At 64.9% G+C, this 24,248-nt stretch carries 24 protein-coding genes; 15 read left to right on the top strand and 9 right to left on the bottom strand.

Annotation, left to right across the window (positions count from 1 at the left end; translation table 11 throughout):
• The first annotated feature begins 2 nt into the window (after window positions 1-2).
• Window positions 3-911 (top strand): ABC transporter permease subunit, encoded by a 909-nt coding sequence (locus tag LGR44_RS12945; RefSeq protein WP_226741118.1) that lies wholly within the window; start codon window positions 3-5, stop codon window positions 909-911.
• The gene (locus LGR44_RS12940) at window positions 908-1,711 is read left to right on the top strand and encodes an ABC transporter permease (protein ID WP_226741117.1); all 804 of its coding nucleotides are present in this window, start codon (window positions 908-910) and stop codon (window positions 1,709-1,711) included. Before LGR44_RS12945 ends, LGR44_RS12940 begins: the two co-directional genes overlap by 4 nt.
• Here the strand turns inward: LGR44_RS12940 and LGR44_RS12935 are convergent.
• The gene (locus LGR44_RS12935) at window positions 1,705-3,516 is read right to left on the bottom strand and encodes an AsmA family protein (protein WP_226741116.1); all 1,812 of its coding nucleotides are present in this window, start codon (window positions 3,514-3,516) and stop codon (window positions 1,705-1,707) included. The genes LGR44_RS12940 and LGR44_RS12935 overlap by 7 nt on opposite strands.
• A gap of 195 nt (window positions 3,517-3,711) precedes the next feature.
• Here LGR44_RS12935 and LGR44_RS12930 point away from each other — a divergent pair, with 195 nt between their 5' ends.
• Both LGR44_RS12930 and LGR44_RS12925 read left to right on the top strand, forming a co-directional pair.
• On the top strand, window positions 3,712-4,449 hold the full coding sequence (locus tag LGR44_RS12930; RefSeq protein ID WP_226741115.1) for a CoA transferase subunit A: 738 nt from the start codon (window positions 3,712-3,714) through the stop codon (window positions 4,447-4,449).
• Complete coding sequence (locus LGR44_RS12925; RefSeq protein WP_226741114.1) at window positions 4,449-5,129, top strand: 3-oxoacid CoA-transferase subunit B; 681 nt, start codon at window positions 4,449-4,451, stop codon at window positions 5,127-5,129. The genes LGR44_RS12930 and LGR44_RS12925 overlap by 1 nt, the downstream gene beginning before the upstream one ends.
• A 30-nt stretch (window positions 5,130-5,159) precedes the next feature.
• Here LGR44_RS12925 and LGR44_RS12920 read toward each other — a convergent pair whose 3' ends face one another.
• From LGR44_RS12920 to LGR44_RS12910, 3 genes are all read right to left on the bottom strand, one after another.
• Window positions 5,160-6,779, bottom strand: coding sequence for an ABC transporter permease (locus LGR44_RS12920; protein WP_226741113.1), 1,620 nt, complete (start codon window positions 6,777-6,779; stop codon window positions 5,160-5,162).
• Window positions 6,780-6,936: 157 nt separating this feature from the next.
• Window positions 6,937-7,968 (bottom strand): Fe(3+) ABC transporter substrate-binding protein, encoded by a 1,032-nt coding sequence (locus LGR44_RS12915; RefSeq protein WP_226741112.1) that lies wholly within the window; start codon window positions 7,966-7,968, stop codon window positions 6,937-6,939.
• A gap of 305 nt (window positions 7,969-8,273) precedes the next feature.
• Window positions 8,274-8,948, bottom strand: a complete 675-nt coding sequence (locus tag LGR44_RS12910; protein ID WP_226741111.1) for a Crp/Fnr family transcriptional regulator — start codon at window positions 8,946-8,948, stop codon at window positions 8,274-8,276.
• Between the two features lie 385 nt (window positions 8,949-9,333).
• Here LGR44_RS12910 and LGR44_RS12905 point away from each other — a divergent pair, with 385 nt between their 5' ends.
• The 8 genes from LGR44_RS12905 (at window position 9,334) to LGR44_RS12870 (ending at window position 16,458) form a co-directional block, all read left to right on the top strand.
• Window positions 9,334-10,245: a LysR family transcriptional regulator gene (locus LGR44_RS12905; protein ID WP_226741110.1), complete on the top strand. Its 912-nt coding sequence runs from the start codon at window positions 9,334-9,336 to the stop codon at window positions 10,243-10,245.
• Between the two features lie 140 nt (window positions 10,246-10,385).
• Complete coding sequence (locus LGR44_RS12900; RefSeq protein WP_226741109.1) at window positions 10,386-11,192, top strand: carbon-nitrogen hydrolase family protein; 807 nt, start codon at window positions 10,386-10,388, stop codon at window positions 11,190-11,192.
• Window positions 11,193-11,204: 12 nt separating this feature from the next.
• On the top strand, window positions 11,205-11,876 hold the full coding sequence (locus LGR44_RS12895; protein WP_226741108.1) for an RraA family protein: 672 nt from the start codon (window positions 11,205-11,207) through the stop codon (window positions 11,874-11,876).
• A 50-nt stretch (window positions 11,877-11,926) separates the two neighbouring features.
• Complete coding sequence (locus LGR44_RS12890) at window positions 11,927-12,979, top strand: ABC transporter substrate-binding protein (protein ID WP_319004855.1); 1,053 nt, start codon at window positions 11,927-11,929, stop codon at window positions 12,977-12,979.
• A gap of 43 nt (window positions 12,980-13,022) precedes the next feature.
• On the top strand, window positions 13,023-14,141 hold the full coding sequence (locus tag LGR44_RS12885; protein ID WP_226741106.1) for an ABC transporter ATP-binding protein: 1,119 nt from the start codon (window positions 13,023-13,025) through the stop codon (window positions 14,139-14,141).
• A complete protein-coding gene (locus tag LGR44_RS12880; protein WP_226741105.1) occupies window positions 14,138-15,019 on the top strand; it encodes an ABC transporter permease in 882 nt (293 codons plus the stop codon). The genes LGR44_RS12885 and LGR44_RS12880 overlap by 4 nt, the downstream gene beginning before the upstream one ends.
• Before the next feature lie 10 nt (window positions 15,020-15,029).
• Complete coding sequence (locus LGR44_RS12875; RefSeq protein ID WP_226741104.1) at window positions 15,030-15,824, top strand: ABC transporter permease; 795 nt, start codon at window positions 15,030-15,032, stop codon at window positions 15,822-15,824.
• 115 nt (window positions 15,825-15,939) lie between these two features.
• Window positions 15,940-16,458 carry a hypothetical protein gene (locus LGR44_RS12870; RefSeq protein ID WP_226741103.1) on the top strand — a complete coding sequence of 173 codons (519 nt, stop codon included), beginning with the start codon at window positions 15,940-15,942 and terminating at the stop codon, window positions 16,456-16,458.
• A gap of 66 nt (window positions 16,459-16,524) precedes the next feature.
• Here LGR44_RS12870 and LGR44_RS21825 read toward each other — a convergent pair whose 3' ends face one another.
• Window positions 16,525-16,656 carry a hypothetical protein gene (locus LGR44_RS21825; protein ID WP_264196500.1) on the bottom strand — a complete coding sequence of 44 codons (132 nt, stop codon included), beginning with the start codon at window positions 16,654-16,656 and terminating at the stop codon, window positions 16,525-16,527.
• A gap of 63 nt (window positions 16,657-16,719) precedes the next feature.
• Window positions 16,720-17,010, bottom strand: a complete 291-nt coding sequence (locus LGR44_RS12865) for a hypothetical protein (RefSeq protein ID WP_226741102.1) — start codon at window positions 17,008-17,010, stop codon at window positions 16,720-16,722.
• 324 nt (window positions 17,011-17,334) lie between these two features.
• On the opposite strand from LGR44_RS12865, the gene LGR44_RS12860 reads away from it, so the two are divergent.
• Entirely contained in the window at window positions 17,335-18,132 is a 798-nt protein-coding gene (locus LGR44_RS12860; RefSeq protein ID WP_226741101.1) for a pentapeptide repeat-containing protein, read from the top strand.
• 43 nt (window positions 18,133-18,175) lie between these two features.
• Here LGR44_RS12860 and LGR44_RS12855 read toward each other — a convergent pair whose 3' ends face one another.
• Complete coding sequence (locus tag LGR44_RS12855; RefSeq protein ID WP_226741100.1) at window positions 18,176-18,502, bottom strand: hypothetical protein; 327 nt, start codon at window positions 18,500-18,502, stop codon at window positions 18,176-18,178.
• A 279-nt stretch (window positions 18,503-18,781) separates the two neighbouring features.
• On the opposite strand from LGR44_RS12855, the gene LGR44_RS12850 reads away from it, so the two are divergent.
• Complete coding sequence (locus tag LGR44_RS12850) at window positions 18,782-19,159, top strand: SPW repeat domain-containing protein (protein ID WP_226741099.1); 378 nt, start codon at window positions 18,782-18,784, stop codon at window positions 19,157-19,159.
• Window positions 19,160-19,205: 46 nt separating this feature from the next.
• On the opposite strand, the gene LGR44_RS12845 is transcribed toward LGR44_RS12850, so the two are convergent.
• Window positions 19,206-21,974, bottom strand: a complete 2,769-nt coding sequence (locus tag LGR44_RS12845) for a cation-transporting P-type ATPase (RefSeq protein WP_404809921.1) — start codon at window positions 21,972-21,974, stop codon at window positions 19,206-19,208.
• Window positions 21,975-22,075: 101 nt separating this feature from the next.
• Window positions 22,076-23,152, bottom strand: a complete 1,077-nt coding sequence (locus LGR44_RS12840; protein WP_226741098.1) for an NAD(P)-dependent alcohol dehydrogenase — start codon at window positions 23,150-23,152, stop codon at window positions 22,076-22,078.
• A 249-nt stretch (window positions 23,153-23,401) separates the two neighbouring features.
• Here LGR44_RS12840 and LGR44_RS12835 point away from each other — a divergent pair, with 249 nt between their 5' ends.
• The gene (locus LGR44_RS12835) at window positions 23,402-24,208 is read left to right on the top strand and encodes an MBL fold metallo-hydrolase (protein ID WP_226741097.1); all 807 of its coding nucleotides are present in this window, start codon (window positions 23,402-23,404) and stop codon (window positions 24,206-24,208) included.
• The last annotated feature ends 40 nt before the right edge of the window (window positions 24,209-24,248 follow it).

The raw sequence follows: 24,248 nt of genomic DNA, 5'->3' as shown, positions 1-24,248 counted from the left end.
CTATGACGCCCAGACCCTCCTTCTCCAAGAAGCTGGCCGAGAGCCTCGTGCCGGCCGTGCCCTATCTGTGGCTCGGCCTGTTCTTCCTCGTGCCGTTCCTGATCGTCTTCAAGATCAGCCTCTCGGACCCGGCGGTCGCGCAGCCGCCCTACAAGCCCACCTTCGAGTGGGGCGACATCGTCGGGTTCTTCCAGGGGCTCGATCTCGAGAACTTCGAGCTTCTGACCAGCGACGACCTCTATTTCAGCGCGACCCTCTCGTCGGTGCGGATCGCCGGCATATCGACGGTTCTGCTGCTCCTCGTCGGCTTTCCCATCGCCTACGCCATGGCGCGGGCGCCGGTGCGCTACCGCTCGCTCCTGGTCGCCCTCATCATCCTGCCGTTCTGGACGAGCTTTCTCATCCGCATCTATGCCTGGATCGCGATCCTGAAGCCGGAAGGACTGCTCAATCAGGCGCTTATCGGCCTCGGGGTGATCGGCGAACCGCTCACCATTCTCAATACGGAGGCGGCAGTCTTCATCGGCATCGTCTATGCCTATCTGCCCTTCATGGTGCTGCCGCTCTATGCGACGCTGGAGAAGATGGACGACACGCTCCTCGAGGCGGCGCTCGATCTGGGCTCGACGCCCTGGCGCGCGTTCTGGACCATCACCGTGCCGCTCGCCATGCCGGGCATCATCGCAGGCTCGCTTCTCTGCTTCATTCCGGCGGTCGGCGAGTTCGTCATTCCGGACCTGCTGGGCGGATCGGAGACCCTCATGATCGGGCGCCAGCTCTGGAGCGAGTTCTTCTCCAACCGGGACTGGCCGCTGGCCTCGGCCGTCGCCATCCTGCTCCTGATCGTCCTGGTCGTGCCCATCGTCATCTACCGCGATGTGGAGTCGCGCCGTGTGGAGACTCGAGCATGACCCGCCGCTTGAGCTTCTTCAATGTCACGTCGCTCGTGATCGGCTTCGCGTTCCTTTATCTGCCGATCCTGCTGCTCGTGGTCTATTCCTTCAACGCCTCGCGCCTCGTCACGGTGTGGGGCGGCTTCTCGACCCAGTGGTACGTGGCGCTCTTCCGCAATCAGGCGCTCATGGAGGCCGCCTGGGTCACGTTGCGGATCGCGCTCCTGTCGGCGACCCTCGCGACCGTCCTCGGCACCCTCGCGGCGCTTGCGCTCACCCGCTACGGGCGTTTCACCGGCCGGACGCTCTTCACCGGCATGGTCTATGCCCCGATGGTCATGCCGGAGGTGATTACCGGTCTGTCGCTGCTGCTGTTCTTCGTCGCCATCGGCCTGGACCGGGGTTTCTGGACGATCACGCTCGCCCATACCACGCTCACCATGTGCTTCGTGACCGTGGTCGTGCAGTCGCGGCTGATGACCTTCGACAGGTCCCTCGAAGAGGCCGCCATGGACCTGGGCGCGCCGCCCTTGCGCACGTTCTTCTCCGTGACGCTGCCGCTGATCGCACCGTCCATCGTTGCCGGATTCCTGCTGGCCTTCACCCTGTCCCTCGACGACCTCGTCATCGCGAGCTTCAACACGGGACCGGGGGCGACGACCCTGCCGATCCGGATCTACAGCCAGGTGCGGCTGGGCCTGTCACCGGAGGTCAACGCGGCCTCGACGATCCTGATCGGGATCGTGGCCCTCGGCGTCACGACCGCGACCCTGCTGAGCAAGCGTTCGCTGCTGCGCTCCCAGCGCAACATTCACTGAGCCGTCGCCAGAGGAGCCTGATTGGTTAGGGGTGGACGCCTGGGGCCGAACAGGGGCTTGGCGGCGCCGGATCTTTCGATCAGCGGACGAACCTCGGGCCTCACCAGGATGTTGTCCCAGCTTCCGCTGACCTCGAAGGCAATCGCGGACAAGGAATCGGGAGCTCCCTTCGCGAGGGTGACGTCCGCCTTCACGTCCAAGGCCCGGTCGGCGAGGGAGATGTCTCCCTGGAAGCTGGCGATCAGTTCCTGAGCGGTCAGGCGCCCCTCGGTGATGACGCCGATGCCGTTCTTGACCGAGACGTGGGCCTGGGCCTGGTCGAAGGGCGTCCGCCCGCCCTTCCAATGAAGGAAGGCGAGGAGAGGGCGCTTTTCCACCCTGCGGAGGGCGTCGTCGAGGGCGATGCCGATAAGCTCGCCTTCCTTGACCGTCACGGACATGCGTCCCTGGACTTTCCGCATGAGCTCGGCCGGGTTCTTGCCCGATCCTTCGAGCGCGAACTGGCCCTGGGCGCGTCCGGCAATCCAGCGCGGCTCGCCGATGGCCTTCAGGAACGGCCCGAGATCGACACGCTCGAAGCTGGCCTGTCCCTTCAGTTCGGCCGGACCGTTCACCGAGACGAGGGACAGACGGCCCTTGAAGGTTCCTTCACCCAAATCGGCGCGTCCGATGGATGCCTCGATGCGGCCGGGCTGCACCAGCACGCCCGCAGCCATGTCGTTGACGAGGATCCGCCCGAACTGCGCGTTCGTGGCCGAGAGGCGCAGGTCGAGATCGCTGCCGGTGGCGCGCGTCAGGTCGATGGCGTCCTCGCTCCAGCCGCCCGAGCGGGCGCGGGCCTCGGCCAGGGGGCGGACGAAATCCGAAAGATTGAGGTTTTCCGCAGCCAGGGTGCCCGAGATGAGTGGGCGCTCCGCGTCGAGACGCACCGACAGGGTGCCGTCGAGCTTGTCTCCCCCGAGGGTCACGGCGACCGAGGGCCAGGAGAGGCGGCGGCGATTGATCGAGACATCGCCCTGGATCGACAGGTCGTCGATCAGAGAGGCGAAAGGCAACTCCAGCCCGCTCCAGCGGGTGAAGTTGCGGACGGACTTGGCCTGGATCAGGCTCTCGCCCGTGACCCGGGGATCGCTTCCGAGCTGGGCTTCGCCGGTAACCGCAAGGCGGCCCGAGGGCGCCGAAAGGGTCAGCGAGAACGGACTCAGCTGCTCGGCCGCAAGAAGGTTGGGGGTGAAGGAGGCCTGCTCGACCGTCACGGTCTCTCCACGCCACGAGGCCGAGCCCACGGCATAGAGCGGGGAACTCGCCCCTTCCCAGTTGATCACGCCGTTGATCCGGTCGAGGGAGGCGTTCTTGAGGTCGGTCCAGGAAAGCGACGATGCCGCCACGATCAGGCGCCGGGCCGGGATCGGCTTGGTCCCCTCCTTGAACAGGCCGGCCCAATCCAGGGCTCGCAGGGCCTCATGGGACGCGGTGATCCTGGTCTCGCTGATCATGACTTCGGACAGCTCAAGCCGCCCGAAAAGAAGCGGAAGGAGGCGCAGTTCGCCCCGCAGGGTTCCCCCTTCGGCCTTCGCGGATCCATCCGCCGCGGCCAGGGTCATGTTCTCGAATTTCACCCGCGGCGTCGGCAGCACGGCGAAGGTGCTGCGTCCCTCGACCGTGAGGTCGAGGCCGTAGCTCTTCCGCAGGTGCCCGGCCACGGTCGACGACAGCCTGCTCCCGGTCAGCGTCCAGGGAACGGCCGCCGCTCCCAGGACCGCAAGCGAGATCAACGCGATGAGAAATACGACGCGACGCGACATGGATTGACGTCTTAGACCTAATGGTTTCGCTTCGGAAGCGCTGGTGGGGAACCGCCGGGGGATGACGGCACCGGAAATCGAGGTTTCCATATATCCATACGAAGGGATTGTCTAAATTGAGGCCAGGTTGCAGGGTGGCGTCCTGAGCGCCGTCGGTGGTGCAAAATAGGCACAGTCCCAATAGACGAGGGGTGGATGGATAAGGTTTACAGCGATGCTGGCTCGGCCATGGCCGGGCTCATCAAGGATGGCATGACCATCATGGCCGGTGGGTTCGGCCTTTGCGGCATTCCCGAGGCGCTGATCGAGGCGATCCGTGATTCGGGGGCGAAGGACCTGACCTTCATCTCCAACAATGCGGGCGTCGACGGCGTCGGCCTCGGGCGGCTCCTCGAGACCCGCCAGATCCGCAAGATGATCTCCTCCTACGTGGGCGAGAACAAGCTCTTCGCCCAGCAGTATCTTTCCGGGGAGCTGGAGCTCGAGTTCAACCCGCAGGGCACGCTCGCCGAGCGCATCCGCGCGGGCGGCGCGGGCATCCCGGCCTTCTTCACCAAGACCGGCGTCGGCACCCTGATCGCCGAAGGCAAGGAAGTGCGCGAGTTCGACGGCGAGAAATACGTGATGGAGCGCGGTCTCTTCGCCGACATCGCCGTGGTCCACGCCCATACGGGCGACCGGGAGGGCAACCTCGTCTACCGCAAGACGGCCCGCAACTTTAACCCGATGATGGCCACCGCCGCCAAGATCACCATCGCCGAGGTCGAGCACCTGGTGGAAGCCGGCGAGATCGACCCGGACTGCATCCACACGCCGGGCATCTTCGTGAAGCGCATCGTGCACGTGCCGAACCCGGTAAAGCACATCGAACAACGCACGACCCGCAAGCGCGCCGAGGCGGCCGCTCCCGCGGGCGCAGGGGAGGAAATCTGATGGCTTGGACCCGTGAGCAGATGGCCGCCCGCGCCGCCAAGGAACTGCGCGACGGCTACTACGTGAACCTCGGCATCGGCATTCCGACCCTGGTGTCCAACTTCATCCCCAAGGGGATGCGCGTGCAGCTCCAGTCGGAGAACGGCATGCTCGGCATGGGGCCGTTCCCCTACGAGGGCGAAGAGGACGCCGACCTCATCAATGCGGGCAAGCAGACCATCACCGAGCTGCCCACCACGAGCTACTTCTCCAGCTCCGATTCCTTCGGAATGATCCGCGGCGGCCATATCGACCTGTCGATCCTCGGCGCCATGCAGGTGGCCCAGAACGGCGACCTCGCCAACTGGATGATTCCAGGCAAGATGGTGAAGGGCATGGGCGGCGCCATGGACCTGGTGGCGGGCGTCAAGCGCGTCGTCGTGGTCATGGAGCACGTGGCGAAGGGCAAGGACGGGTCCGAGGATCCGAAGCTCCTGAAGGAGTGCAACCTTCCCCTGACCGGCACGGGCGTCGTCGATCTGGTGATCACCGATCTCGGCGTCTTCTCCATCGACAAGAAGGGCGGCACCGGCATGACCCTGATCGAGCTCGCCGACGGCGTCACGCTGGATGAGATCAAGGCGAAGACCCAGGCCGACTTCAAGGTCGCGCTGGATTCCAAGCAGTCCGACGCGGCCTGATGCAGGGCGGCCCTTCGGGGCCGTCCTTTCTCAGGTAGAAGCGGTGCCCGCGGCCTTCCGGCGGCTTTCGGCGCTGCGGGTGAGCTGGATCACCGGCAGGAGCCCGACGAGAACGATCACGAGGGCGGCGAGGGAGCCGTCCTCGAATGCGCCGCGCGCCGCATGGCCGTAGACGAGCGTGGCGAGCGTTTCCGTATTGAGCGGACGCAGCAGAAGCGTCGCCGGCAGCTCCTTGATGCAATCCACGAAGACGAGCAGGGCGGCGCTCGCGAGGGCGGGCCGGAGCAGGGGCAACTGCACCCTCCTGATCAGCTCGCGCCGGTTGGCGCCGAGCGTGCGCGCCGCATCTTCGAGCCCTGGTGAGACACGCTCGAACCCGGCCGAGAGGGCGCCGGTGGCGATGGGCAGGAAGCGGATCACATAGGCGAGGATGATCCCACCTGCCGCTCCCATGAGAAGCAATCCGATGCGCTGGCCCGTCAGGTTGCGCCAGATCGTGCCGACCATGTTGTCGAACGCGATGAGGGGCGTCATCAGCCCGATGGCGAGCACCGTTCCGGGAACGGCGTAGCCAAGGCCGGCCACGAAGAGAGCGCTTCGGGTAAGCGCGATCTTCGTGAGGCGCGAGGCGGAGACGAGCAGGATCGCGAGGGCGAGGGCCGCCAGGGTCGCGACGGTGGAAAGGCCTATCGTCGTGGTGAGATGCGCAAGGAAGGTCGTGTCCAGCTGGCGGACGAGCCCGCCGCGCAGGGTCTCCCGCAGCAGGAAGGTCGCCGGCAGGAAGAAGCCCAGGATCACCGGCATGACGCACAGGACGGCCGCAAGCCAGCCCCGCCCGCCGGAGAGCGGCACGGGCTGCGCGACGCGGGGCCGCTTGGTGGACAGGGCATAGCGCCGGTCGCGGCGGCCGTACCGCTCGATCAGGATCAGCGCGATCACGAAGGCCAGCATGACGCAGGCGATCTGGGCCGCTCCGGCGAGGCTGCCGCGGTTGAGCCAGGTGGTGAAGACCGAGACGGTGAGCGTTCGCACGCCGAGATACTCGCTCGCGCCGATGTCGTTCAGGGCCTCGAGCAGGGCCAGCGACAGACCGACCGCGAGGGCCGGGCGCGCGAGCGGGATGGCAATGACGCGAAACAGCTTGAACCGGCCGGCCCCGAGGGTTCTCGCCACCTCCATCATGCTCGCGCTCTGGGTGAGAAACATGGTCCGGGCGGCAATGTAGACGTAGGGGTAGAGCACCGCCGACATCACCAGGATGCAGCCGGACAGGGAGCGGATTTCCGGAAACCAGTAATCGGCCCGCGACCATCCCGTGGCATCGCGCAGGGCCATCTGCACGAGCCCGGCCGCGTCGAAGACTTCGACGTAGATGTAGGCGGTGATGTAGGTCGGCACCGCGAGGGGGAGCGGCAGGAGCCACACCAGCATGTCACGCCCCGGAAAGCGGTGGGCGGTGACGAGCCACGCGGTGGTGATGCCCATGGAACCGGCCACCAGCGCGACGCCGGTCAGGAGAGCCAGGGTGTCCCTGAGGCTCGAGGGCAGAACATTGGCGATGAGGTGAGGCCAGATCTCCGCGTCGCCCTCGGCGGCAATGCCGATCAGGGCGACGAGAGGCATCAGCACCAGCAGACCCGTCGCGGCCACGGCGGCTTTCAGCCATCCGGGAAGTTGCCGCGCCAGGCGTCGGCGGGCAGGAGAGGGCGCGGTCGTTGCGGTGGCGGTGGCGCTCAATGGAAATGGCGCTGCCGATGACGGCAGCGCCCCCTGTTCAGGTTCGGTACGGTCGAAAGACCGTCCAGGCTTACTGGTCGAAGCCGACTTTGTCGACGAGTTCGCTGGCCTTCTTGCGGAGCTTTGCGATCTCGGCAATCGACACGTTGTCGGGCTTCAGCTGTCCGAACGACTCGATGGTCGGGTGGATCTTGATGCCGGCCTTCACCGGGTATTCGGAGTTGGCCTCCGCATGAAGGCGCTGGGCTTCGTCCGAGACCATGTACTCCATGAACTTCTCGGCATTGGCCTTGTTGGGCGCATTCTTGGCGAGCGCGAGGCCCGACACGTTCACGTGGGTTCCGCCGCCTTCGAAGGTGGGCAGGATCACCTTGATCGCCTCGCCCCACTTCTTCTGCTCTTCGTTGTTGCCGTTGCGCATCAGCGAGACGTAGTAGGTGTTGCCGATGGCGATGTCGCAGACGCCGGCCAGAATGTCCTTGGCCTGCTCGCGGTCGCCGCCGGAGGGCTTCTTGGCGAGGTTCGCCTTCAGACCCTTGAGCCATTCCTCGGCCTTCTCCTCGCCCTTGTGGGCGATGACGGCGGCAAAGAGGCTGATGTTGTAGAGGTGCTGACCCGAGCGAATGCAGACCTTGCCCTTCCACTTCGGATCGGCAAGCTCCTCATAGGTGATCTGGTCCTGCTTGACGCGATCCTTCGAGGCATAGACCACGCGGCCGCGCAGGGCGATGCCGAACCAGTGGCCTTCCGGATCGCGGTACGCGGCCGGAATGGTCTCTTCGAGGGCGGTCAGCTTCACCGGCTGGGTGACGCCGAGGTCCTTGGCGGCCTGCAGGCGGCCGATATCGACGGTGAGAATCACGTCGGCGGGGCTGTTTTCGCCCTCCGTGCGGATGCGCTCCTCGAGACCGTTGTTCACGAACACGGTGTTGACCTTGATCCCGGTCTCCTTCGTGAACTCGTCGAGGATCGGCTTGATCAGGCCGGGCTCGCGGGACGTATAGAGGTTCAGTTCCTGGGCGATGGCGGCCAGGGACGACCCTGCCAGGAGACCGGCGGCCGTGGCGCCGAGCAGCAGGGTGCGGGCGATTTTCATCTTCATCGTGGAAATCCCTAAGTCACACGTCAGGAAGCGGCCTCTGCCAGCCTCCGTATAAACTGCAAAAAACACGTGCCTCGAATCCGGTCAATAAAAAACTCTGTAACATCAATGATTTAGAGGGTTTCTAAACTGGCTCCAGATTGGAAGCTCTCTAAGATGGAGCGCGACGCGACAGGCCGGTGGCAACCTGCATCGCCTTCGCCCGCGGCCCGTCGCGACCACGGTCCATGGACCGGAGAGCCCGACCGGGCGCACGGGTTTTCGAACGGAACTTCCTGGCGGGGCAGACGTCCGTCGCGCAGGCGTTACGCCGACAGCTTTTCCTTGACGGGGACGACCTCTTCGGAGGCGGCTCTGAGACGGGCGATCTCGGCCTCCATCTTCTCCATGTTGTTGAAGAGCCGCTCGCTGGCCAGACGCAGGAAATAGAAGCCGAATTCCGGGTTCTGGAAGTAGAGCTGGCGCACCTCGTCGTAGCTGATGCTCAGCACTTCGCCGCTCTCCAGGCATTCGAGCGTCTGCGTGCGCCTGTTGTCTGGCGACATGAAGCCCATCTCTCCGACCACGTGGCCCTGAGGCAGCTCGATGCCCAGCTCCTTCAGCCGGTAGCGGCCCGAGAGGGTGTAGAACATGCAGGAGGCGCTGTCCCCCTTGGCGAAGAGGATCTCGCCGGCCTTCACCGGCCGGCGGGTCATGAAGGGCTTGAGCCATTCCATGGACAGGTCGCTCTTCGAGGCCTGCTTCACCTTCCTGATCAGCCGCAGCATCTGGTAGAGGCGCAGGCTGTTGAGCGGGAGCAGGATCAGGTTGACCGTCATGCTCGGGTAAAGGCCCATGAACGATGAATAGGTCAGCGAGACCACGTTCGTCGCGATGCCGAGGCAGCGCAGAGGAATGATCGTCTTCATCGCGCTGCCGGTGATGGCCAAAGCCGCACCGAGCCAGCCGAGTGCCTCGACCCAAGTCATGGTCAAAGTCATGGAACCCATCCGTGATGGTGAATACCGTTACGGCATATAACATCGATTGGCGGAAGTCAGGTGGGATATGCGACCGCGCACATGTGGGCAAGAGCCGCAGGCATGTTCTTAGGTGGTGCACCGTTTGGTTGGGCGGGTGCAGCACTGCGATGACAGTGGTTGAATAATATTCCCACATACTTCGAAAGATCTTGCTGCAACCGATATAATATTCGAATTTTCGATGTGTGCTTGATCCTCATCCCGATAGATTGCGTGCATGGATGGTCCTAAAGTACGCCTGAGGCAAAAAGGGATCAGGCGATATTTCGATATTTCGTATCGAAGAGGATGAGGGCCTTTAGACTTTGAGTTCTGTCTCGATGACTGGAGGGTATTCGAAGAAATGAACCTGCGTTTCGTGGAGACTTTCCTCTGGGTGGCGCGCTTGGGCAGCTTCAGCGCTGCGGCCGAGAGGCTCAACACGACGCAGGCGGCGATTTCCAACCGCATCGCCACCCTCGAGCGGGATTTGGGAATCCGGCTCTTCGAGCGGGATGTCCGCTGCGTCCGCCTCACCGGCCTGGGACAGCAGGCGGTCGCCAAGGCGGAGGAGCTGGTTCGGGTCGCCAACGAGTTTCGCGAGGCCGTGAGCGATCCCGGCAGCCTGCGCGGCTCGATCAGGATCGGCACGATCGATTCGATCGCCCATGCCTGGCTGCCGCAGTTCATCGAGCGCCTGTGGGCTCGCTATCCGAGTGTCGCGGTGGACCTCAACACCGATACCAGTCTCCACATGGCGCGTGAGGTGGCCGAGCGGCGCATCGACCTGGCCCTGATCATGGGACCTGTCATCGCGCCCGACATCATCAATCTCGATCTGTGCACGTTTGCCTGCACGTGGCTCGCAAGCCCGAAGCTCAACTTGCCCGACAGGCCGCTGACCCTGGCGGAGATGGCCGACCATCCGATCCTCGCCTATTCACGGGACAGCATACCTCATCACAGATTGTTGAAGCAGCTCGCCGATGCGGGCATCGAGGATCCGACGATCTACAATTCCAATTCTCTGGCGACGGTGATCCGCCTTGCGCAGGATGGAATCGGAGTGACGCCGCTGCCGAAGGTGATCGTGCGGGAGCAGCTCACGGCCGGAACCCTCGTGGCGCTCGACGTCACGCCCGCTTTCCCGCCTCTCAGCTTCCACGCGGTCTATTCCGATCATCCGGACAATCTCATCTCGGCGGTCGCGGCGAGAATGGCGCAGGAGGTCGCCCATGGATTTTCACAGGCTCAGACGGACGGAGCGTCCTGGTAGGCCGCTCCCCGAACACGTTGGGAATGCTGGTTGTGCAGCGCAGAACAAGCAAAACTTAGCCTGCAGGAAAAGTATTTCGTGTTTGTCGCAGGTCGGCCGGCGCGCCCACACTTCGGGCTCGGATCAATGGAGGCCGTGACGTGAAAGTCAGTCTAATTCAGATGAATTCCCAGAACAACAAGGCGGAAAATCTGAAAACCGCCGCCGCGATGATCGAAAAGGCCGTCAACGAGGAAACGCCCGATCTGATCGTCCTGCCGGAATACTACGCCTTCCTCGGGGAAGGGCGCGACAACATCCATGCCAGCGCCGAGACCTTTCCCGACGGCGAGGCCTACACGCTCATGGCGGAGCTCTCCGCCAAGTACCGCGTGACGATCCATGCGGGCAGCGTCGTGGAGCGCGTGGGCAACAACCACTACAACACGACCGTGGTGTTCGGGCCCGAGGGCAAGGAGATTGCCCGCTACCGCAAGATCCACCTGTTCGACGTGGATATTCCGGGAGGCACCAGCTACCGCGAGTCGGACACGATCAGCCGCGGCGAGGACGTGGTGACGTACAAGGTCGGCGACGTCACGGTCGGCTGCGCCATCTGCTACGACATCCGCTTCCCCGAACTGTTCCGGAAGCTGCGCGACGCCGGCTCCGACGTGATCGTTCTGCCTGCCGCCTTCACCCTCATGACCGGCAAGGATCACTGGGAGACACTCGCCCGCGCCCGCGCCATCGAGACCCAGACCTATTTCCTGGCGGTCGGGCAGGTGCTGTCCAACTCGGACGGCAAGAAGTGGTGCTGGGGCCATTCCATGGTCATCGACCCGTGGGGGCACATCGTGGCGCAGTGCTCCGACAAGGTCGCGAGCACCAGCTCCCGCCTCGACCTGGATTATGTGGGGCACGTGCGTCGCAACGTACCTGTCGCTCAGCACCACGTCCTGGCCTGAGGAGCGCACAGCATGTTCACCGTCAATCAGATGCCGAAGCAGATCTCCGAGGAACTGATCTCGCTCCTCGAGCAGGTCGAGACCGCAACGGTCGGCCATTTCCTGCATTCCGGCTTCGTGAACCGCGAACTGCGCGCGGTTCTCCCTGAGAAGCGCGTCGCCGGAACCGCCGTCACCGTGCGGCTGCCCCATGCGGACAGCACGGTCCTCCACTACCTCACGAAGCTGGTTCGTCCGGGCGACATCGTGGTGGTCGACCGCTGCGGCGACGACAAGCACGCCTGCTGGGGCGGTGTCGTCACCCACTCCATGAAGCTCGCCGGCGTGAAGGCCGGCATCGTGGACGGTCCGGCCACCGATTTCTCCGAGATCCGCCGGGTCGAGATGCCCATGTGGTGCCGGGGCCCGTCGCCCATCACCACCAAGATCCTCGGGCTCGAAGGGGCCATCAACGTGCCCGTCACGGTCGGCGGTCAGGTGATCGAGCCGGGTGACGCGATCCTCGCGGATGAAAGCGGCGTGATCGTGCTCCATCCCTCCGAGGCGAAAGCCGTGGCCGAGCGGGCCATCGGAATGCAGGAGGCCGAGATCAAGCTGCTGGAGCGGCTTCGCAACGGCGAGAAGCTGCCGGACATTTCCGGCGCGACCCGCATCGTTGAAGAGAAGGCCCGGCGCGTCGCCTGACGCGCCGGTTACGGGAAGAGCAGTCAAAAACAGAGGGAACAATGACGATGATGAAACGGCGTACGGCTCTGCTCGGCATCTCGGCGCTCGCATTTGCCGCCTCGATGCCCGCTTTCGCCCAGGAGAAAACGGTGACGCTCGCTGCCTATAGCGGGATCTTCCAGGACCACTATACCAAGGCGGTCGTCGAGCCCTTCATGAAGGCTCATCCGGACATCAAGGTCCAGTTCTACGGAATGCCGAACTCGGCTCAGATGCTCGGCACCCTTCGCGCCCAGAAGGCCTCGCCCCAGATCGACGTGATGATCATGGACGTGTCCGTCGCGAAGGCGGCGACGGACGAGGGGCTGTTCGACAAGGTGGACGAGAGCGTCTCGAAGCACGTCGCGGATCTCTATCCGGCAGCCCGCGCGGAGGGCGTGGGCGGCGTTGGGGTGACTTTCGACAACCTCGTTCTCCTCTACAACGAGGATCAGGTGAAGACGGCGCCGACCTCCTGGAACGCCCTCTGGGACAAGCAATACGCCGGCAAGGTCGCCATTCCGGCCGTTCCCGACATTCAGGGCACGACCCTGACGATCATCGCCAACAAGATGGCCGGCGAGGAGGACTACAAGAAGACCGTGGAGCCGGGCATCAAGAAGCTCGGCGAACTGGCCCCGAACGTGCAGACCTGGGACCCGAGGCCGGACGTGTACACGCCCATCGCCAACGGACAGGCGGCTCTCGGCATCGGCTGGAACGCCCGTGCGCAAGTCTATTCGGATGCAGCCGGCAGCAAGCTCGGCGTCGCCCTGCCGGAGGAGGGCAGCGGCTTCCAGATCAACACGATCAACCTGGTGAAGAACAGCCCGGCCAATGACGCGGCCAAGACCTTCATCGATTATGCGCTCAGCCCCGAGGCGCAGGCCGCCTTCACGGAGGCCATGTTCTATGCGCCGACCAATTCCAAGGCGCAGGAGAAGATCTCCAAGGAGGCCCTGGCCCGCACGGCGGCCGGATCGATGGACGACATGATCGGGATCGACTGGATCGCCGTCGCCGGCATCCGCGATGCGATCACGGAGCAGTGGCGCCGTCGCGTCATCCCGCTCAGCCGCTGATCGACCAGACCTGCCGCAGCCGAAGGCCCGCATGGAGAACGCCATGATGCATCAGACGATCCTTTCGGGGAGCCCGACCGTGTCCGACGACCGCGATGTGCACCTGCGCCTCGACGGACTGACTAAGACCTACGGCAATTCCGTTGCCGTTTCGGCTCTGGACCTGTCGGTGCCGAAAGGTGAGCTCGTGGCTCTCCTGGGACCTTCCGGCTGCGGCAAGACCACGACCCTGCGCATGGTGGCCGGTCTCATCCAGCCCACCGGCGGGCGCATCGTCGTCGGCTCGAACGACATCACCGCCATGCCGACCTACCGGCGCGACATGGGGCTCGTGTTCCAGAGCTATGCTCTCTTCCCGCACATGACGGTGGCGAAGAACGTCGCCTTCGGCCTCGAAATGCGCTCCGTTCCCAAGGCGGAGATCGAAAGGCGGGTGAAGGAGGCGCTCGCCATGGTGCGGCTCGAGGCTCTCGCCGAGCGCAAGCCGCGCGAATTGTCGGGCGGCCAGCAGCAGCGCGTGGCGCTGGCCCGCGCCCTGGTGATCCGCCCGTCGATCCTTCTCCTCGACGAGCCGCTGTCGAACCTCGACGCCAAGCTGCGGGACGAGATGCGCAACGAGATCCGCGACATCCAGCAGAGCCTCGGCATCACCGCCGTCTTCGTCACGCACGACCAGGTCGAAGCCCTGAGCATGTGCGACAAGGTGGTCGTCATGCGGGCGGGCAAGCTCGAGCAGGTGGGAACCCCCATCGACGTCTACGAGCACCCGGCCACCCCGTTCGTGGCGTCGTTCGTCGGCCGCACGAACCGCCTCGAAGGGCGGGCGCGGGGCGACGGGACGGTGGATGTCGGTCCCATGAGCGTGCGGGTGCCGGGACGTCCCGGCGGCAATGTCGAGATCATGGTGCGTCCGCACCGGATCAGGCTGCTCGACGCAGATGCGGCGCAAGGCGCATCGGGCGAAGGCACCAATCTCCTCTCCGGGCGCCTGACACGGGTCACCTTCGTGGGCGACCTGCTCCAGTATCAGGTCGATGTCGGGGGGACGGAGATCGTCGTCGAGGCCGCTTCCGATCACGGCCGGGGCATCCGCTCCGTCGGGAGTCCGGTCGCGCTCGCCTGGCGGGTCGAGGACACGATGGTGTTCGGGAGGAGCGCATGACGGCGATCACGGCTTCCGCGCCTCCCGCGGCGCCGCGCCTGGCGCTCGGCCGCACGGGAACGGCCATCGCGCTGCTGCTCCCCATAGCGCTGATCAACGCCATCGGATTTATCCTGCCCGTCCTCAACCTGCTGCGGATGTCCTTCAACGAGGCGCTGGCCGGAGGCGGCGTGCGCGAAACGGTGACGTTCGAGAACTGGACGGGGCTCTTCGGGGATTCGTTCTACGTCGAGCTGATCCTCAACTCGATCACCGTGAGCCTCAGCATCACCCTTGCGACCCTCGTCGTCTCCTACCCCATTGCCCTATACCTGCACCGGAGCACGGGACGGTGGCGCACCTTCCTCACGGTTCTCGTGATCTCGCCGCTGCTGACCTCCGCTGTGGTGCGCACCTATGGCTGGATCGCCTTGCTCGCCGATCAGGGGCCCATCGTCAGCGGCATCGCGGCCCTGGGCTTTGCTCCGCCGCGGCTGATGTTCAACACGACCGGCGTCATCATCGGCCTGACCGAGATCCTGATGCCTTACATGATCCTGTCCCTGCTCGCCGGGTTCGGCCGCCTCGATCCCCGCGTGGAGGAGGCCGCGATGTCCCTCGGCGCACCGCCGATCAAGACCTTCTGGCGCGTGATCCTGCCTCTGACGGTTCCGGGTATCGCGCTCGGATGCCTGCTCTGCTTCGTGCTCGCCGTGTCGTCCTTCATCACGCCGAAGCTCCTGGGGGGAGGGCGGGTGTTCCTCCTGGCGACCGAGATCTACGATCAGGCCATCGTCACCCTGAACTGGCCCCTGGCGGCGACGCTCTCGATGCTGGTTCTCATCATCTTCGGAGCGGCGCTCGCGGTGTATGCCCGCATCCTGCGCGCCATCGATTGAGGAGGGACACATGGAAGCCGACAACACCTCCGTGCCCATGAAGATCCTGGTGGCGCTCCTGTTCATCTTTCTCCTGGCGCCCGTGATCCTTGTGGTGCCGCTCTCGTTCAGCGGCGAGCAGATCCTCTCCTTCCCGCCGGAAAGCTGGTCGCTGCGCTGGTATGCGGCACTGGCCGACAACCCGAAGATGATCTCCGCCTTCTGGACGAGCCTCCTGCTCGGCGCCATCGTGACGGCGATCTCCCTCGCCGTCGCCATTCCGGCCGCCTACGTCATCGTCCGGATGCGCACCCTGGGATCGTCCTTCCTCTACAATCTCTTCACGGCGCCGCTGCTGCTGCCGACCATCGTCCTGGGCCTCGCCATCCTCATCGTCTTCGCGTCGATCGGCTTCCTGGGAACATTCCCGGGACTGATCATCGGGCATCTCGTGATCACGCTGCCTTATGCGCTTCGTGTTCTCGCGACGACCTTGGGCAACCTCAACCTCGCCTGCGAGGAGGCGGCCTCGACCCTCGGCGCCCGCCCGATCACGGTGTTCCGCCGCGTCACGCTGCCCATGATGGCGCCCGGCATCGTCGCAGCCACGGCCCTGTGCTTCCTCGTCTCCTTCGACGAGGTCGTCATCACGCTCTTCCTCACCGGTCCGCGCCTGACGACCCTGCCGGTCGAACTGTTCCATCACGTGGAGAGCCGGGCCGATCCGCTGGTCGCGAGCGTCTCGGTCCTCCTGATCCTGCTCACCCTCGCGGTCGTCATGATCGTCGACCGCTCGGTCGGCCTGTCGAAGACCTTCGTGAAGTGACCTGACCCCGTCGTACACCAAGGGAAACAAGGGAAATCGTCCCAAATTTGGGGTTGCTTTCTCTGCTTCCCTTGCGGCAAATACTCCTCAAACAAAGGGGAGTGGGGGCTTAACCATGATCAAATCCGTCGGCGCCGTGCTTGCGGCCGCCTTGGCTCTTGCCGGATGCAAGACAACGGAAGAGGCTGCGAGAAGCGTGCGCGCCAAGTGGATCGGCGAACCGGTCGACCGGTTCTTCGTGGAGAACGGCCCGCCGGTTTCGAGCTATGCTTTGGATTCGGGCGGCACGATCTACACCTGGAGAGGCGGCGAGATGGATTTCGTCCGGCCTGCCCAGTACCAGACGCGCCCGGCCTTCTCGAGCCCCATGAAGGTTTCGGAGCGGACCACGACAGTGACCGCCCACCCGGCTCCGGGTGTCACCGTCACCCGCTCCAAGACGACGAGCTCGTCCTTCGGATTCGCCGCGCCGCAGGTCACGACGATGGTTCGGCCTCCGCAGCATGTTCATCTGGTCTGCGAGGCGCAGATCACCGCGGATGACCAGGGGATCATTCAAGCCGTTCGCATCAACCGGGATACGGAAGGCGCTGCCTTCTCGCTGTCCCGTTGCGGCGACATCTTCGGCGACTAGGCCCGCCTTTCGCTTTCATCGGAAGCCTCCCTGTGCGTCCGCTCAGGGAGTCTTTCGTTTTTGCCGCTACTCGCCCCACCAGAACTGATAGCCGTAGATCGCGAGGGCGAGGATCATGAGGACGACCACGGCGGCTATGATGCGCTGGTGGCGCGGCCGCTCCATGGCGGGATGTTGCCTTTTGGGGTGGTGGGCCATGGCGCGAAAGGTCCTGCCTTTTTCTGTTGGGTTGCGAGGAGAGGGGGAGCGTCCCCGTCCGGCTTAGAAACGAAAGCCGGCGCCGGCGCCGCTCGGCGTCATCACGGGCTCGACGCTCGGCGACGAAGGGCGAGGCGTCTCGATCCTGTCCGGCACGCTGATGGCCCGGCGCCGGACGCCTGGGCCGGCCTCCCGCGCCGTTGCGGTCGCCGTCTGACGTGAGGCCGAGGCGTTCAGCGAGGGAGGAGGCGGAAGCGGGTCGCGCGGCAGAACGCCTTGAGGAGCACCCGTGTTGCAGCCGCCAAGGAGACCTCCGACCAGAACAAGGGCAGGGATCGGTGCAAGGTGACGCATTGTTTCCTCCGGACGTGACGGAGAGGAACCGTAAGGGATGGCGGCGAGAAGTCGAGTCCTTGTGCCGGAGCGCGCTGGATCGAAAAGAGGAAATCGACAGGAAATTCAAGGGCAGAGCAGCGCGTGGCAGGTTCTTCTATGCTCTTGGCCCCAGGAATGCCCTCATCTATGCGGATCCTCCTGGAATTGTTTGTCGCGCAGCGCCATGAATGCTTGTCTCCCGCTCCCGAATTGATGAAACTCGCGCGCGGAAGAGCGGTCTCCCTGTCCTCCCGGAACAGCCGGCTCGGATCGGGGGTTGAAGCAGGCGAGGTTCGAGAGGGAATGATGCAGCGCAGCGAAGGCAAGCCGTCTGGGATCGTCCCGTCAGGTGCGGGAAGTGCAAAGCGGTTCACTGGCGCGGTGCTCTTCCTTGGTCTTCTCTGCGGCGGAGCCTCGGCCAAGTGCCAGGACGGACCGGATGCGGGCGTCGATTGGTCCGGCTGCTCCAAGGCCCGGCTTCTCCTTGCCAACGATGACTTGAGCGGGAGCAACTTCACCCGGTCCCTGCTGACCCTGAGCGATTTCGGCGGCTCCAAGCTGACCGGTGCGAAGCTGGTGGAGACGGAGGTCAGCCGCACGCGCTTCGAGGCCGCGGACCTGTCCCTCGCAGATTTCACGAAGGCGATCGGTTGGCGTGCCAATTTCGGTCAGGCCAATCTCACCAAAGCGGTGTTCCATGCGGCGGATATGGGCCGTTCGAACTTTGCCCAGGTCCGCGCGGCCGGTGCCAATTTCAGCAAGTCCGAACTGAACCGTTCCGATTTCAGCGGCGCCGACCTTTCGGGGGCCGACATGTCGAAGGCGGAACTGGCGCGCGTGAACTTCCAGAGCGCGAATCTTTCCGGCGCCAGTTTCGGATATTCCAACCTTTCACGCGCCCGACTGACCGGCGCAAACCTGCAGGGCACCGATCTGACGCGGTCCTATCTCTATCTCACCCAGCTCGGAGGGGCCGACCTGAGCGGCACGATGGGTTTGACGCAGGCCCAGGTCGACATTGCCTGCGGCACGGCCGAGACAAAGCTGCCTGCAGGGCTCGTCGCGCCTCAATCGTGGCCTTGCACCGAGGATGCCGAGTAGGCTTCGCGATCCGGCTCTTTTCCTGCGCGGCAGGGGCGGGAGCTTAGATTCCAGCGGTCTCCTGCTGCGAGGCTGAAGCGACGATTTTCTCCCACTCGCTACCGTGCCAGAGATAGGGGCCCTTGTTGGTCAGGATGACCAGCCGCCCGTCATAGGTCGTCAGCGAGATCAGCTCCGTTCCGCGGGGAAGGGGCAGGGGATGAGCGATGTTCCTCAGGCTCAGAGGCGTCCTTCTGTCGGTCCGCTCCTCGCCACCGTCGGCCTGCGGCTGCTCGCCGGAGGTGCTGCGCCCGAACCCGATGGAGCTGCCGGCGGCGCGGCTGAGTTCCGCCAAGGAAATCGCGCGGGGCAGGCGCGGCTCGTGATTCATCGTGTTTCTCTCTGATCGCTGGGTTAACGAATTCTTAAGCCAGCAAGCTTGTCCCGAGCCTGCTTGCCGGTCCTGGAGGAGAGTGCGTCAATTCGACATTCCTAATGCTCGTCCATCGGGCGCGAGGCCCGGCGGCTCCAGGGCCTGCGGCATCCATGGAAGCATCGGGAGCAACCATGATGAGGCCGCCTCTGTGACCGGTGGGGCCAAATTCCTGGGGAACATGCGACACAATTCGGTCATTGACTGGCAGAACCCGTCCTTATGGAGCGTCGTGCCATGCGTTTTCTGTCCACCCGTGTTCACGGGATCATCGACTATCTCACCGGTGGCCTGCTCATCGTCGCACCGTGGCTGTTCGGCTTCGCCGACGGAACCGCTGCCCAATGGGTTCCGGTGCTGCTCGGCGTCGCCATCATCCTGATGAGCCTCATGACCGATTATGAGGTGAGCGTCGCCAAGGTCATTCCCATGGGGGCGCATCTGGCGGTCGATGGGCTTGGCGGAGCGTTGCTCGCGGTTTCACCGTGGCTCTTCGGCTTCGCTGATCGCACCTATCTGCCGCACCTGATCATCGGCATCGCCGAAATCGGCCTCAGCCTCGTCACCCGGACTCACCCGGATCGAGCGCGGGACGCGGCCGTCAGCCGGTACTGAGGAACACTAACGGCGTTCCCGGCGCGACACCCGTGTCGCGCCGGGTTTACCGTTGCCCTGGCGAACCTCCAAGCCGGGCAGCGACGCGTTTTTCCACCTCCACGACGACGAGGAGCGCCGCACCCAGGGCCACGATGGCGAACCCGTCCGTCAGCGAGACCGGTCGGCTGTCGAAGATGCGCTGCAGCAAGGGCAGATAGGTGAAGGCGAACTGCGCCACGACCACCGTGCCTACGCCGATCAGAACGGCCCGCGTACCGAGAACACCCTTCCATGACAGCGACGTGCCGTGAACGTAGCGCACGCTGAAGAGATAGAAGATCTCCATCGTCACCAGCGCATTCACCACCATGGTCCGGGCCGTTTCGACCGGGAGTCCGCGGCCGATGGCCCAGGCATAGATCAGGAAGGTGCCGATCACCATCAATGCCGAAACGAAGACGATCCGCCACAGGAGGCGGCCCGAGAGAAGCCGCTGGTTGGCCTGCCGTGCCGGGCGGCGCATGGCCCCGGGCTCGGTCGGCTCGAAGGCCAGCGTCAGGCCGAGGGTGACGGCGGTCACGAGATTGATCCAGAGGATCTGGATCGGCGTGACCGGCAACGTGAGGCCGAACAGTATCGCCAGGATGATGGTGAAGGCCTCTCCGCCATTGGTCGGCAGCGTCCAGGCGATGACCTTGGTCAGGTTGTCGTAGACGGTGCGGCCCTCCCGGACCGCGGCGACGATGGAGGCGAAATTGTCGTCGGCAAGCACCATTTCGCCTGCTTCCTTGGCGGCCTCCGTGCCCTTCCGGCCCATGGCGACACCCACATCCGCGCGCTTCAGCGCCGGTGCGTCGTTCACGCCGTCCCCGGTCATGGCAATGACCGAGCCGTCCTTCTGAAGCGCCTCTACCAGCCGCAGCTTGTGCTCCGGGCTGGTCCGCGCGAACACGGTCGCTTCGCGGGCGCTTGCGAGGAATCCGGCCTCGTCGAGGCTGTCGAGATCGCGGCCGGTGACGGTTATCGGGTTCTCCGCGAGGCCGAGCTGCAGCGCGATGGCACGCGCCGTCGTGGCATGGTCTCCGGTGATCATCTTCACCCGGATGCCGGCTGCCCTGCACTCGGCCACCGCGGCAACGGCCTCTGACCTTGGGGGATCGATCATGCCGACGAGGCCGAGCAGGGTCAGGCCCTGCTCCACGTCGGACGGGGCAATGCCTCTCGTGCCCTGTGGCGGATGGGCGGAGGCGAGGGCGAGGACCCGCTGACCGTTCGCCGCGAGCGCCTCGATCCGACGGTGCCACTCATCGGGTACGATGGGACGCAATCCTTCAGGGGTTGCAATCCGGTCGCACATGGCGAGGATCCGCTCGGGTGCGCCTTTGACGTAGATGACGGGGGCGCCGCTGGCTCCATGGAGGGTCGCCATATAGCGGTGCCGCGAGTCGAACGGGATCTCGTCCAGGCGCCGCAGATACGCCCGCGCTGCCGCGATGTCGTGGCCTGCCTTGACGGCGAACGAGATCAGGGCGCCTTCCATGGGATCGCCGTCGATCGACCATGTTCCGTCCGCCTGCCGCAGCTCGGCATCGTTGCAGAGAAAAGCCGCGCGTGACAGCTCCTCCAGGACCCGGTCGGAAACGGCATTGATCTGTCGCCCGTCCAGAAGGAAGCCGCCGACGGGCCGGTAGCCGACACCCTCGACCTCGATACTGCCGACGGAGGTCACGACCGTGCTCACCATCATCTCGTTGCGCGTGAGGGTGCCGGTCTTGTCGGAGCAGATGATGGAGACCGAACCGAGCGTTTCCACGGCCGGGAGGCGCCTGATGATGGCGTTGCGTCTCGCCATGCGCTGGACGCCGACGGCAAGCGTGATCGTCATGACGGCCGGCAGGCCTTCCGGGATCGCCGAAACCGCGATTCCGACGACAGCCATGAAAGCGTCGCTGAACGCATAGAACCGGACGAGGACCGCGTAGGCGAAGACAAGGGCGGAGACCGCGAGCACGGCAATGGTGACCTGCCGCGCGAATTGGTCCATCTGACGGACCAACGGCGTCGTGAGCCGTTCGACTTCGCCGATCATCGTGCTGATCCGCCCGAGTTCTGTGTCGGCGCCGGTGGCGACGACGATGCCGGTGCCCTGGCCCGCAGTCACGAAGGTGCCGGAGAACGCCATGGAGGCGCGGTCGCCGAGGGCAGCGTCGGCCTCGACGGGTGCGACGGCCTTGTCGACCGGCACCGACTCGCCCGTCAGGACCGCCTCGTCCACTCGCAGGCTGCGCGCCTTGAGGAGGCGCAGGTCAGCCGGAATCCGGTCGCCGGCCTCCAGCATCACCACATCGCCCGGCACCACATCCTCGGCGCGGATGGTGACCCGGTGCCCGTCCCTGACCACGGACGCATGGGGATCGATCATGCCCCGGATCGCGTCCAGCGCCCGCTCGGCGCGTCCCTCCTGCACGTAGCCGATGATCGCATTGGCCAGGACGACCGCGACGATGACGAGTGCGTCCGTACCGTGGCCGATGAGGGCCGCAAGAGCGCCGGCCCCGAGAAGAACGTAGATCAGCAGGTTGTGGAATTGCAGCAGGAAGCGCGCGAGAGGACTGCGCTTCGATCCCTGAGGCAGGCGATTGGGGCCGTGACTCCGCAAACGCTCTGCGGCTTCCTCGCTCGACAGTCCGGATGCGTTCGCCGCCAGGGCCGAGAGAACATCGGCATCAGGAAGGGCATGCCACGGCTCACCTGCCCGCGAAGGTGCCCCTGGCCGGTCCTGTGAGGGTTCGGGCGGATTTGGAGCAGCTTTTCTGGAGACGAATCTGTCCATCGCCGGTCGCTCTCCTCTTCCTCGAACGAATGGTGGGTTGTCGCCGGCAGGCCGTGAGACCAGCTCCCGCGGCCTGTCGGTGCGGACGGGTGGGACAGAGCTCAAGGCGTGATCGCGACCTTGAGAACGCCATCCCGCTGATTGGCGAAGAGATCGTAGGCCTCCTCGATCTGGTCGAGCTTGAAGCGGTGGGTCACGAGGGTCTGGGTATCGATCCGTCCGGAGGCGATGACCTGCATCAGGCGGCGCATCCGCTCCTTCCCGCCGGGGCAGAGGGTGGTCACGATGGTGTGGTCGCCGAGACCTGCGAGAAACCCGTCGAGAGGGATTTTCAGGTCGCTTGAATAGACCCCGAGGGACGAGAGAGTGCCTCCCGGACGGAGAACCCGGAGAGCCGCCTCGAAGGTTTCCTGGCGCCCGAGAGCCTCGATGGCCACGTCGACGCCGCGCCCGTCCGTCAGGCGCATGATCTCGTCCACGGCGTCGACCTTGGTGAAGTCCACCACGTGGTCGGCGCCCATCCTTCGCGCGATCTCCATTCGCGCCGGAACAGCCTCGACGCCGATGATCCGGGTCGCTCCCATGAGTCTCGCGCCGGCCGTGGCGCACAGGCCGATGGGCCCCTGCGCGAACACCGCCACCGTGTCGCCGATCCGAACCTTGCCGCTCTCTGCGCCAGAGAAGCCGGTGGACATGATGTCCGGGCACATCAGCACCTGCTCGTCCGTGAGGCTGTCGGGAATCGGCGACAGGTTCGTCATGGCGTCGGGCACCAGCAGGTACTCGGCCTGCGCACCGTCGATCGTGTTGCCGAAGCGCCAGCCGCCCATGGGCTTGAACCCGTACTTGGTGCGCGGCCCGTCCTGCGAATGGCAGCCGCACAGGCACGCGGCGCTGTGCCCGCTCGGCGTGATCGCGCCGGCGATGACCCGCTGTCCCTCCTCGAAACCCTCGACGGCGGAGCCGAGCTTCTCGATGATGCCCACGGGCTCGTGGCCGATGGTCAGCCCCCGCGCCACGGGATACTCCCCCTTGAGGATATGGACATCCGTGCCGCAGATGGTGGTGGTGGTGATGCGGATGAGCGCATCGAGGGGGCCGACATCGGGGATCGGCTTTTCGTCCAGAACGATCCGGTTCGGCTCGACGAAAATGGCTGCTTTCATCTTGGCGGTCATGTTTCCCTCTCGATTATTTGCGCCTGATGCCGGTGGCCCGGCATTCATCGGCACTTGAGATTGTCCGGCCTCCACCCTGCAGCGACGGTCTTCCTCTGTCCTTGAGCGATATCAATTCGCAGAGCGCCACCCGAATGGTGATGCTCCCGTGCGATAAGGTAGGCTTATGCCAGACGTAGCAGTTTCGCTTTGCCGTACGGGCAGGGGCAGGGATACTGGCGAGGAGACGACCGAGACGAGAGAAGGCCCATGCCCCACTTCATCTGCCGCGAGTGCGGAACCCAATACGCCGAAACCGAGGCGCCACCGGATGCCTGTCCCATCTGCGAGGACGAGCGCCAATATGTGCGCTGGGAGGGACAGGCATGGACGACGCTGGAGGAGATCCGGGCCTCCCACAGCCTGCGCTGGGAAGAGGAGGGAGCCGGCCTGATCGGGATCGGGAGCACACCGAGCTTCGCCATCGGTCAGCGGGCGCTCCTCGTGGAAGCTGCGGACGGTAACGTTCTCTGGGATTGCATCAGCCTGATCGACGACGAGATCGTCGAGAGGATCGAAGCGAGGGGCGGGCTGAAGGCGATCGCGATCTCCCACCCGCACTACTACACGACCATGGTCGAATGGAGCGAGGCTTTCGGCGGAATTCCCATCTACATCCACGCCGACGACATGAAGTGGGTGCAGCGGCTCCACCCGTCGATTGTGGCATGGAGCGGCGAGACCCACGCTCTCTCTCCGTCCCTGACCCTGATCCGCTGCGGCGGCCATTTCGAGGGCGGCGCCGTGCTGCACTGGGCCGACGGTGCGGAGGGGCAGGGTGCTCTGCTGACGGGCGACATCCTGCAGGTGGTGCAGGACCGGCGGCATGTCAGCTTCATGTACAGCTATCCCAACCTCATCCCCGTGAATGCGGCTGCCGTTGAGCGGATCCGCGATTCTCTGGCCCCCCACGGGTTCGACAGCATTTTCGGGGCTTGGTGGAAGCGCAACATCGTAGGCAACGCCCGCCAAGCCTTCGACATATCGGTCGAACGCTATCTCGATGCGATCAGGTGAGTTGGTCGGGGCAGGGAAGAGCAGTCCCACTGCCCCGCCG

This window comes from Microvirga lenta (assembly GCF_020532555.1).
GTDB lineage: Bacteria > Pseudomonadota > Alphaproteobacteria > Rhizobiales > Beijerinckiaceae > Microvirga > Microvirga lenta.
This window is presented reverse-complemented; position numbering and strand designations above follow the sequence as displayed.

Coding starts and splice junctions, on each gene's coding strand:
- LGR44_RS21825 (WP_264196500.1), bottom strand. CDS start 16,656: ATGGCCCACCACCCCAAAAGGCAACATCCCGCCATGGAGCGGCCGCGC.
- LGR44_RS12945 (WP_226741118.1), top strand. CDS start 3: ATGACGCCCAGACCCTCCTTCTCCAAGAAGCTGGCCGAGAGCCTCGTG.
- LGR44_RS12915 (WP_226741112.1), bottom strand. CDS start 7,968: ATGAAGATGAAAATCGCCCGCACCCTGCTGCTCGGCGCCACGGCCGCC.
- LGR44_RS12935 (WP_226741116.1), bottom strand. CDS start 3,516: ATGTCGCGTCGCGTCGTATTTCTCATCGCGTTGATCTCGCTTGCGGTC.
- LGR44_RS12905 (WP_226741110.1), top strand. CDS start 9,334: ATGAACCTGCGTTTCGTGGAGACTTTCCTCTGGGTGGCGCGCTTGGGC.
- LGR44_RS12835 (WP_226741097.1), top strand. CDS start 23,402: ATGCCCCACTTCATCTGCCGCGAGTGCGGAACCCAATACGCCGAAACC.
- LGR44_RS12875 (WP_226741104.1), top strand. CDS start 15,030: ATGGAAGCCGACAACACCTCCGTGCCCATGAAGATCCTGGTGGCGCTC.
- LGR44_RS12865 (WP_226741102.1), bottom strand. CDS start 17,010: ATGCGTCACCTTGCACCGATCCCTGCCCTTGTTCTGGTCGGAGGTCTC.
- LGR44_RS12845 (WP_404809921.1), bottom strand. CDS start 21,974: ATGGACAGATTCGTCTCCAGAAAAGCTGCTCCAAATCCGCCCGAACCC.
- LGR44_RS12940 (WP_226741117.1), top strand. CDS start 908: ATGACCCGCCGCTTGAGCTTCTTCAATGTCACGTCGCTCGTGATCGGC.
- LGR44_RS12910 (WP_226741111.1), bottom strand. CDS start 8,948: ATGACTTTGACCATGACTTGGGTCGAGGCACTCGGCTGGCTCGGTGCG.
- LGR44_RS12880 (WP_226741105.1), top strand. CDS start 14,138: ATGACGGCGATCACGGCTTCCGCGCCTCCCGCGGCGCCGCGCCTGGCG.
- LGR44_RS12850 (WP_226741099.1), top strand. CDS start 18,782: ATGCGTTTTCTGTCCACCCGTGTTCACGGGATCATCGACTATCTCACC.
- LGR44_RS12860 (WP_226741101.1), top strand. CDS start 17,335: ATGATGCAGCGCAGCGAAGGCAAGCCGTCTGGGATCGTCCCGTCAGGT.
- LGR44_RS12840 (WP_226741098.1), bottom strand. CDS start 23,152: ATGACCGCCAAGATGAAAGCAGCCATTTTCGTCGAGCCGAACCGGATC.
- LGR44_RS12885 (WP_226741106.1), top strand. CDS start 13,023: ATGATGCATCAGACGATCCTTTCGGGGAGCCCGACCGTGTCCGACGAC.
- LGR44_RS12870 (WP_226741103.1), top strand. CDS start 15,940: ATGATCAAATCCGTCGGCGCCGTGCTTGCGGCCGCCTTGGCTCTTGCC.
- LGR44_RS12925 (WP_226741114.1), top strand. CDS start 4,449: ATGGCTTGGACCCGTGAGCAGATGGCCGCCCGCGCCGCCAAGGAACTG.
- LGR44_RS12930 (WP_226741115.1), top strand. CDS start 3,712: ATGGATAAGGTTTACAGCGATGCTGGCTCGGCCATGGCCGGGCTCATC.
- LGR44_RS12895 (WP_226741108.1), top strand. CDS start 11,205: ATGTTCACCGTCAATCAGATGCCGAAGCAGATCTCCGAGGAACTGATC.
- LGR44_RS12855 (WP_226741100.1), bottom strand. CDS start 18,502: ATGAATCACGAGCCGCGCCTGCCCCGCGCGATTTCCTTGGCGGAACTC.
- LGR44_RS12890 (WP_319004855.1), top strand. CDS start 11,927: ATGAAACGGCGTACGGCTCTGCTCGGCATCTCGGCGCTCGCATTTGCC.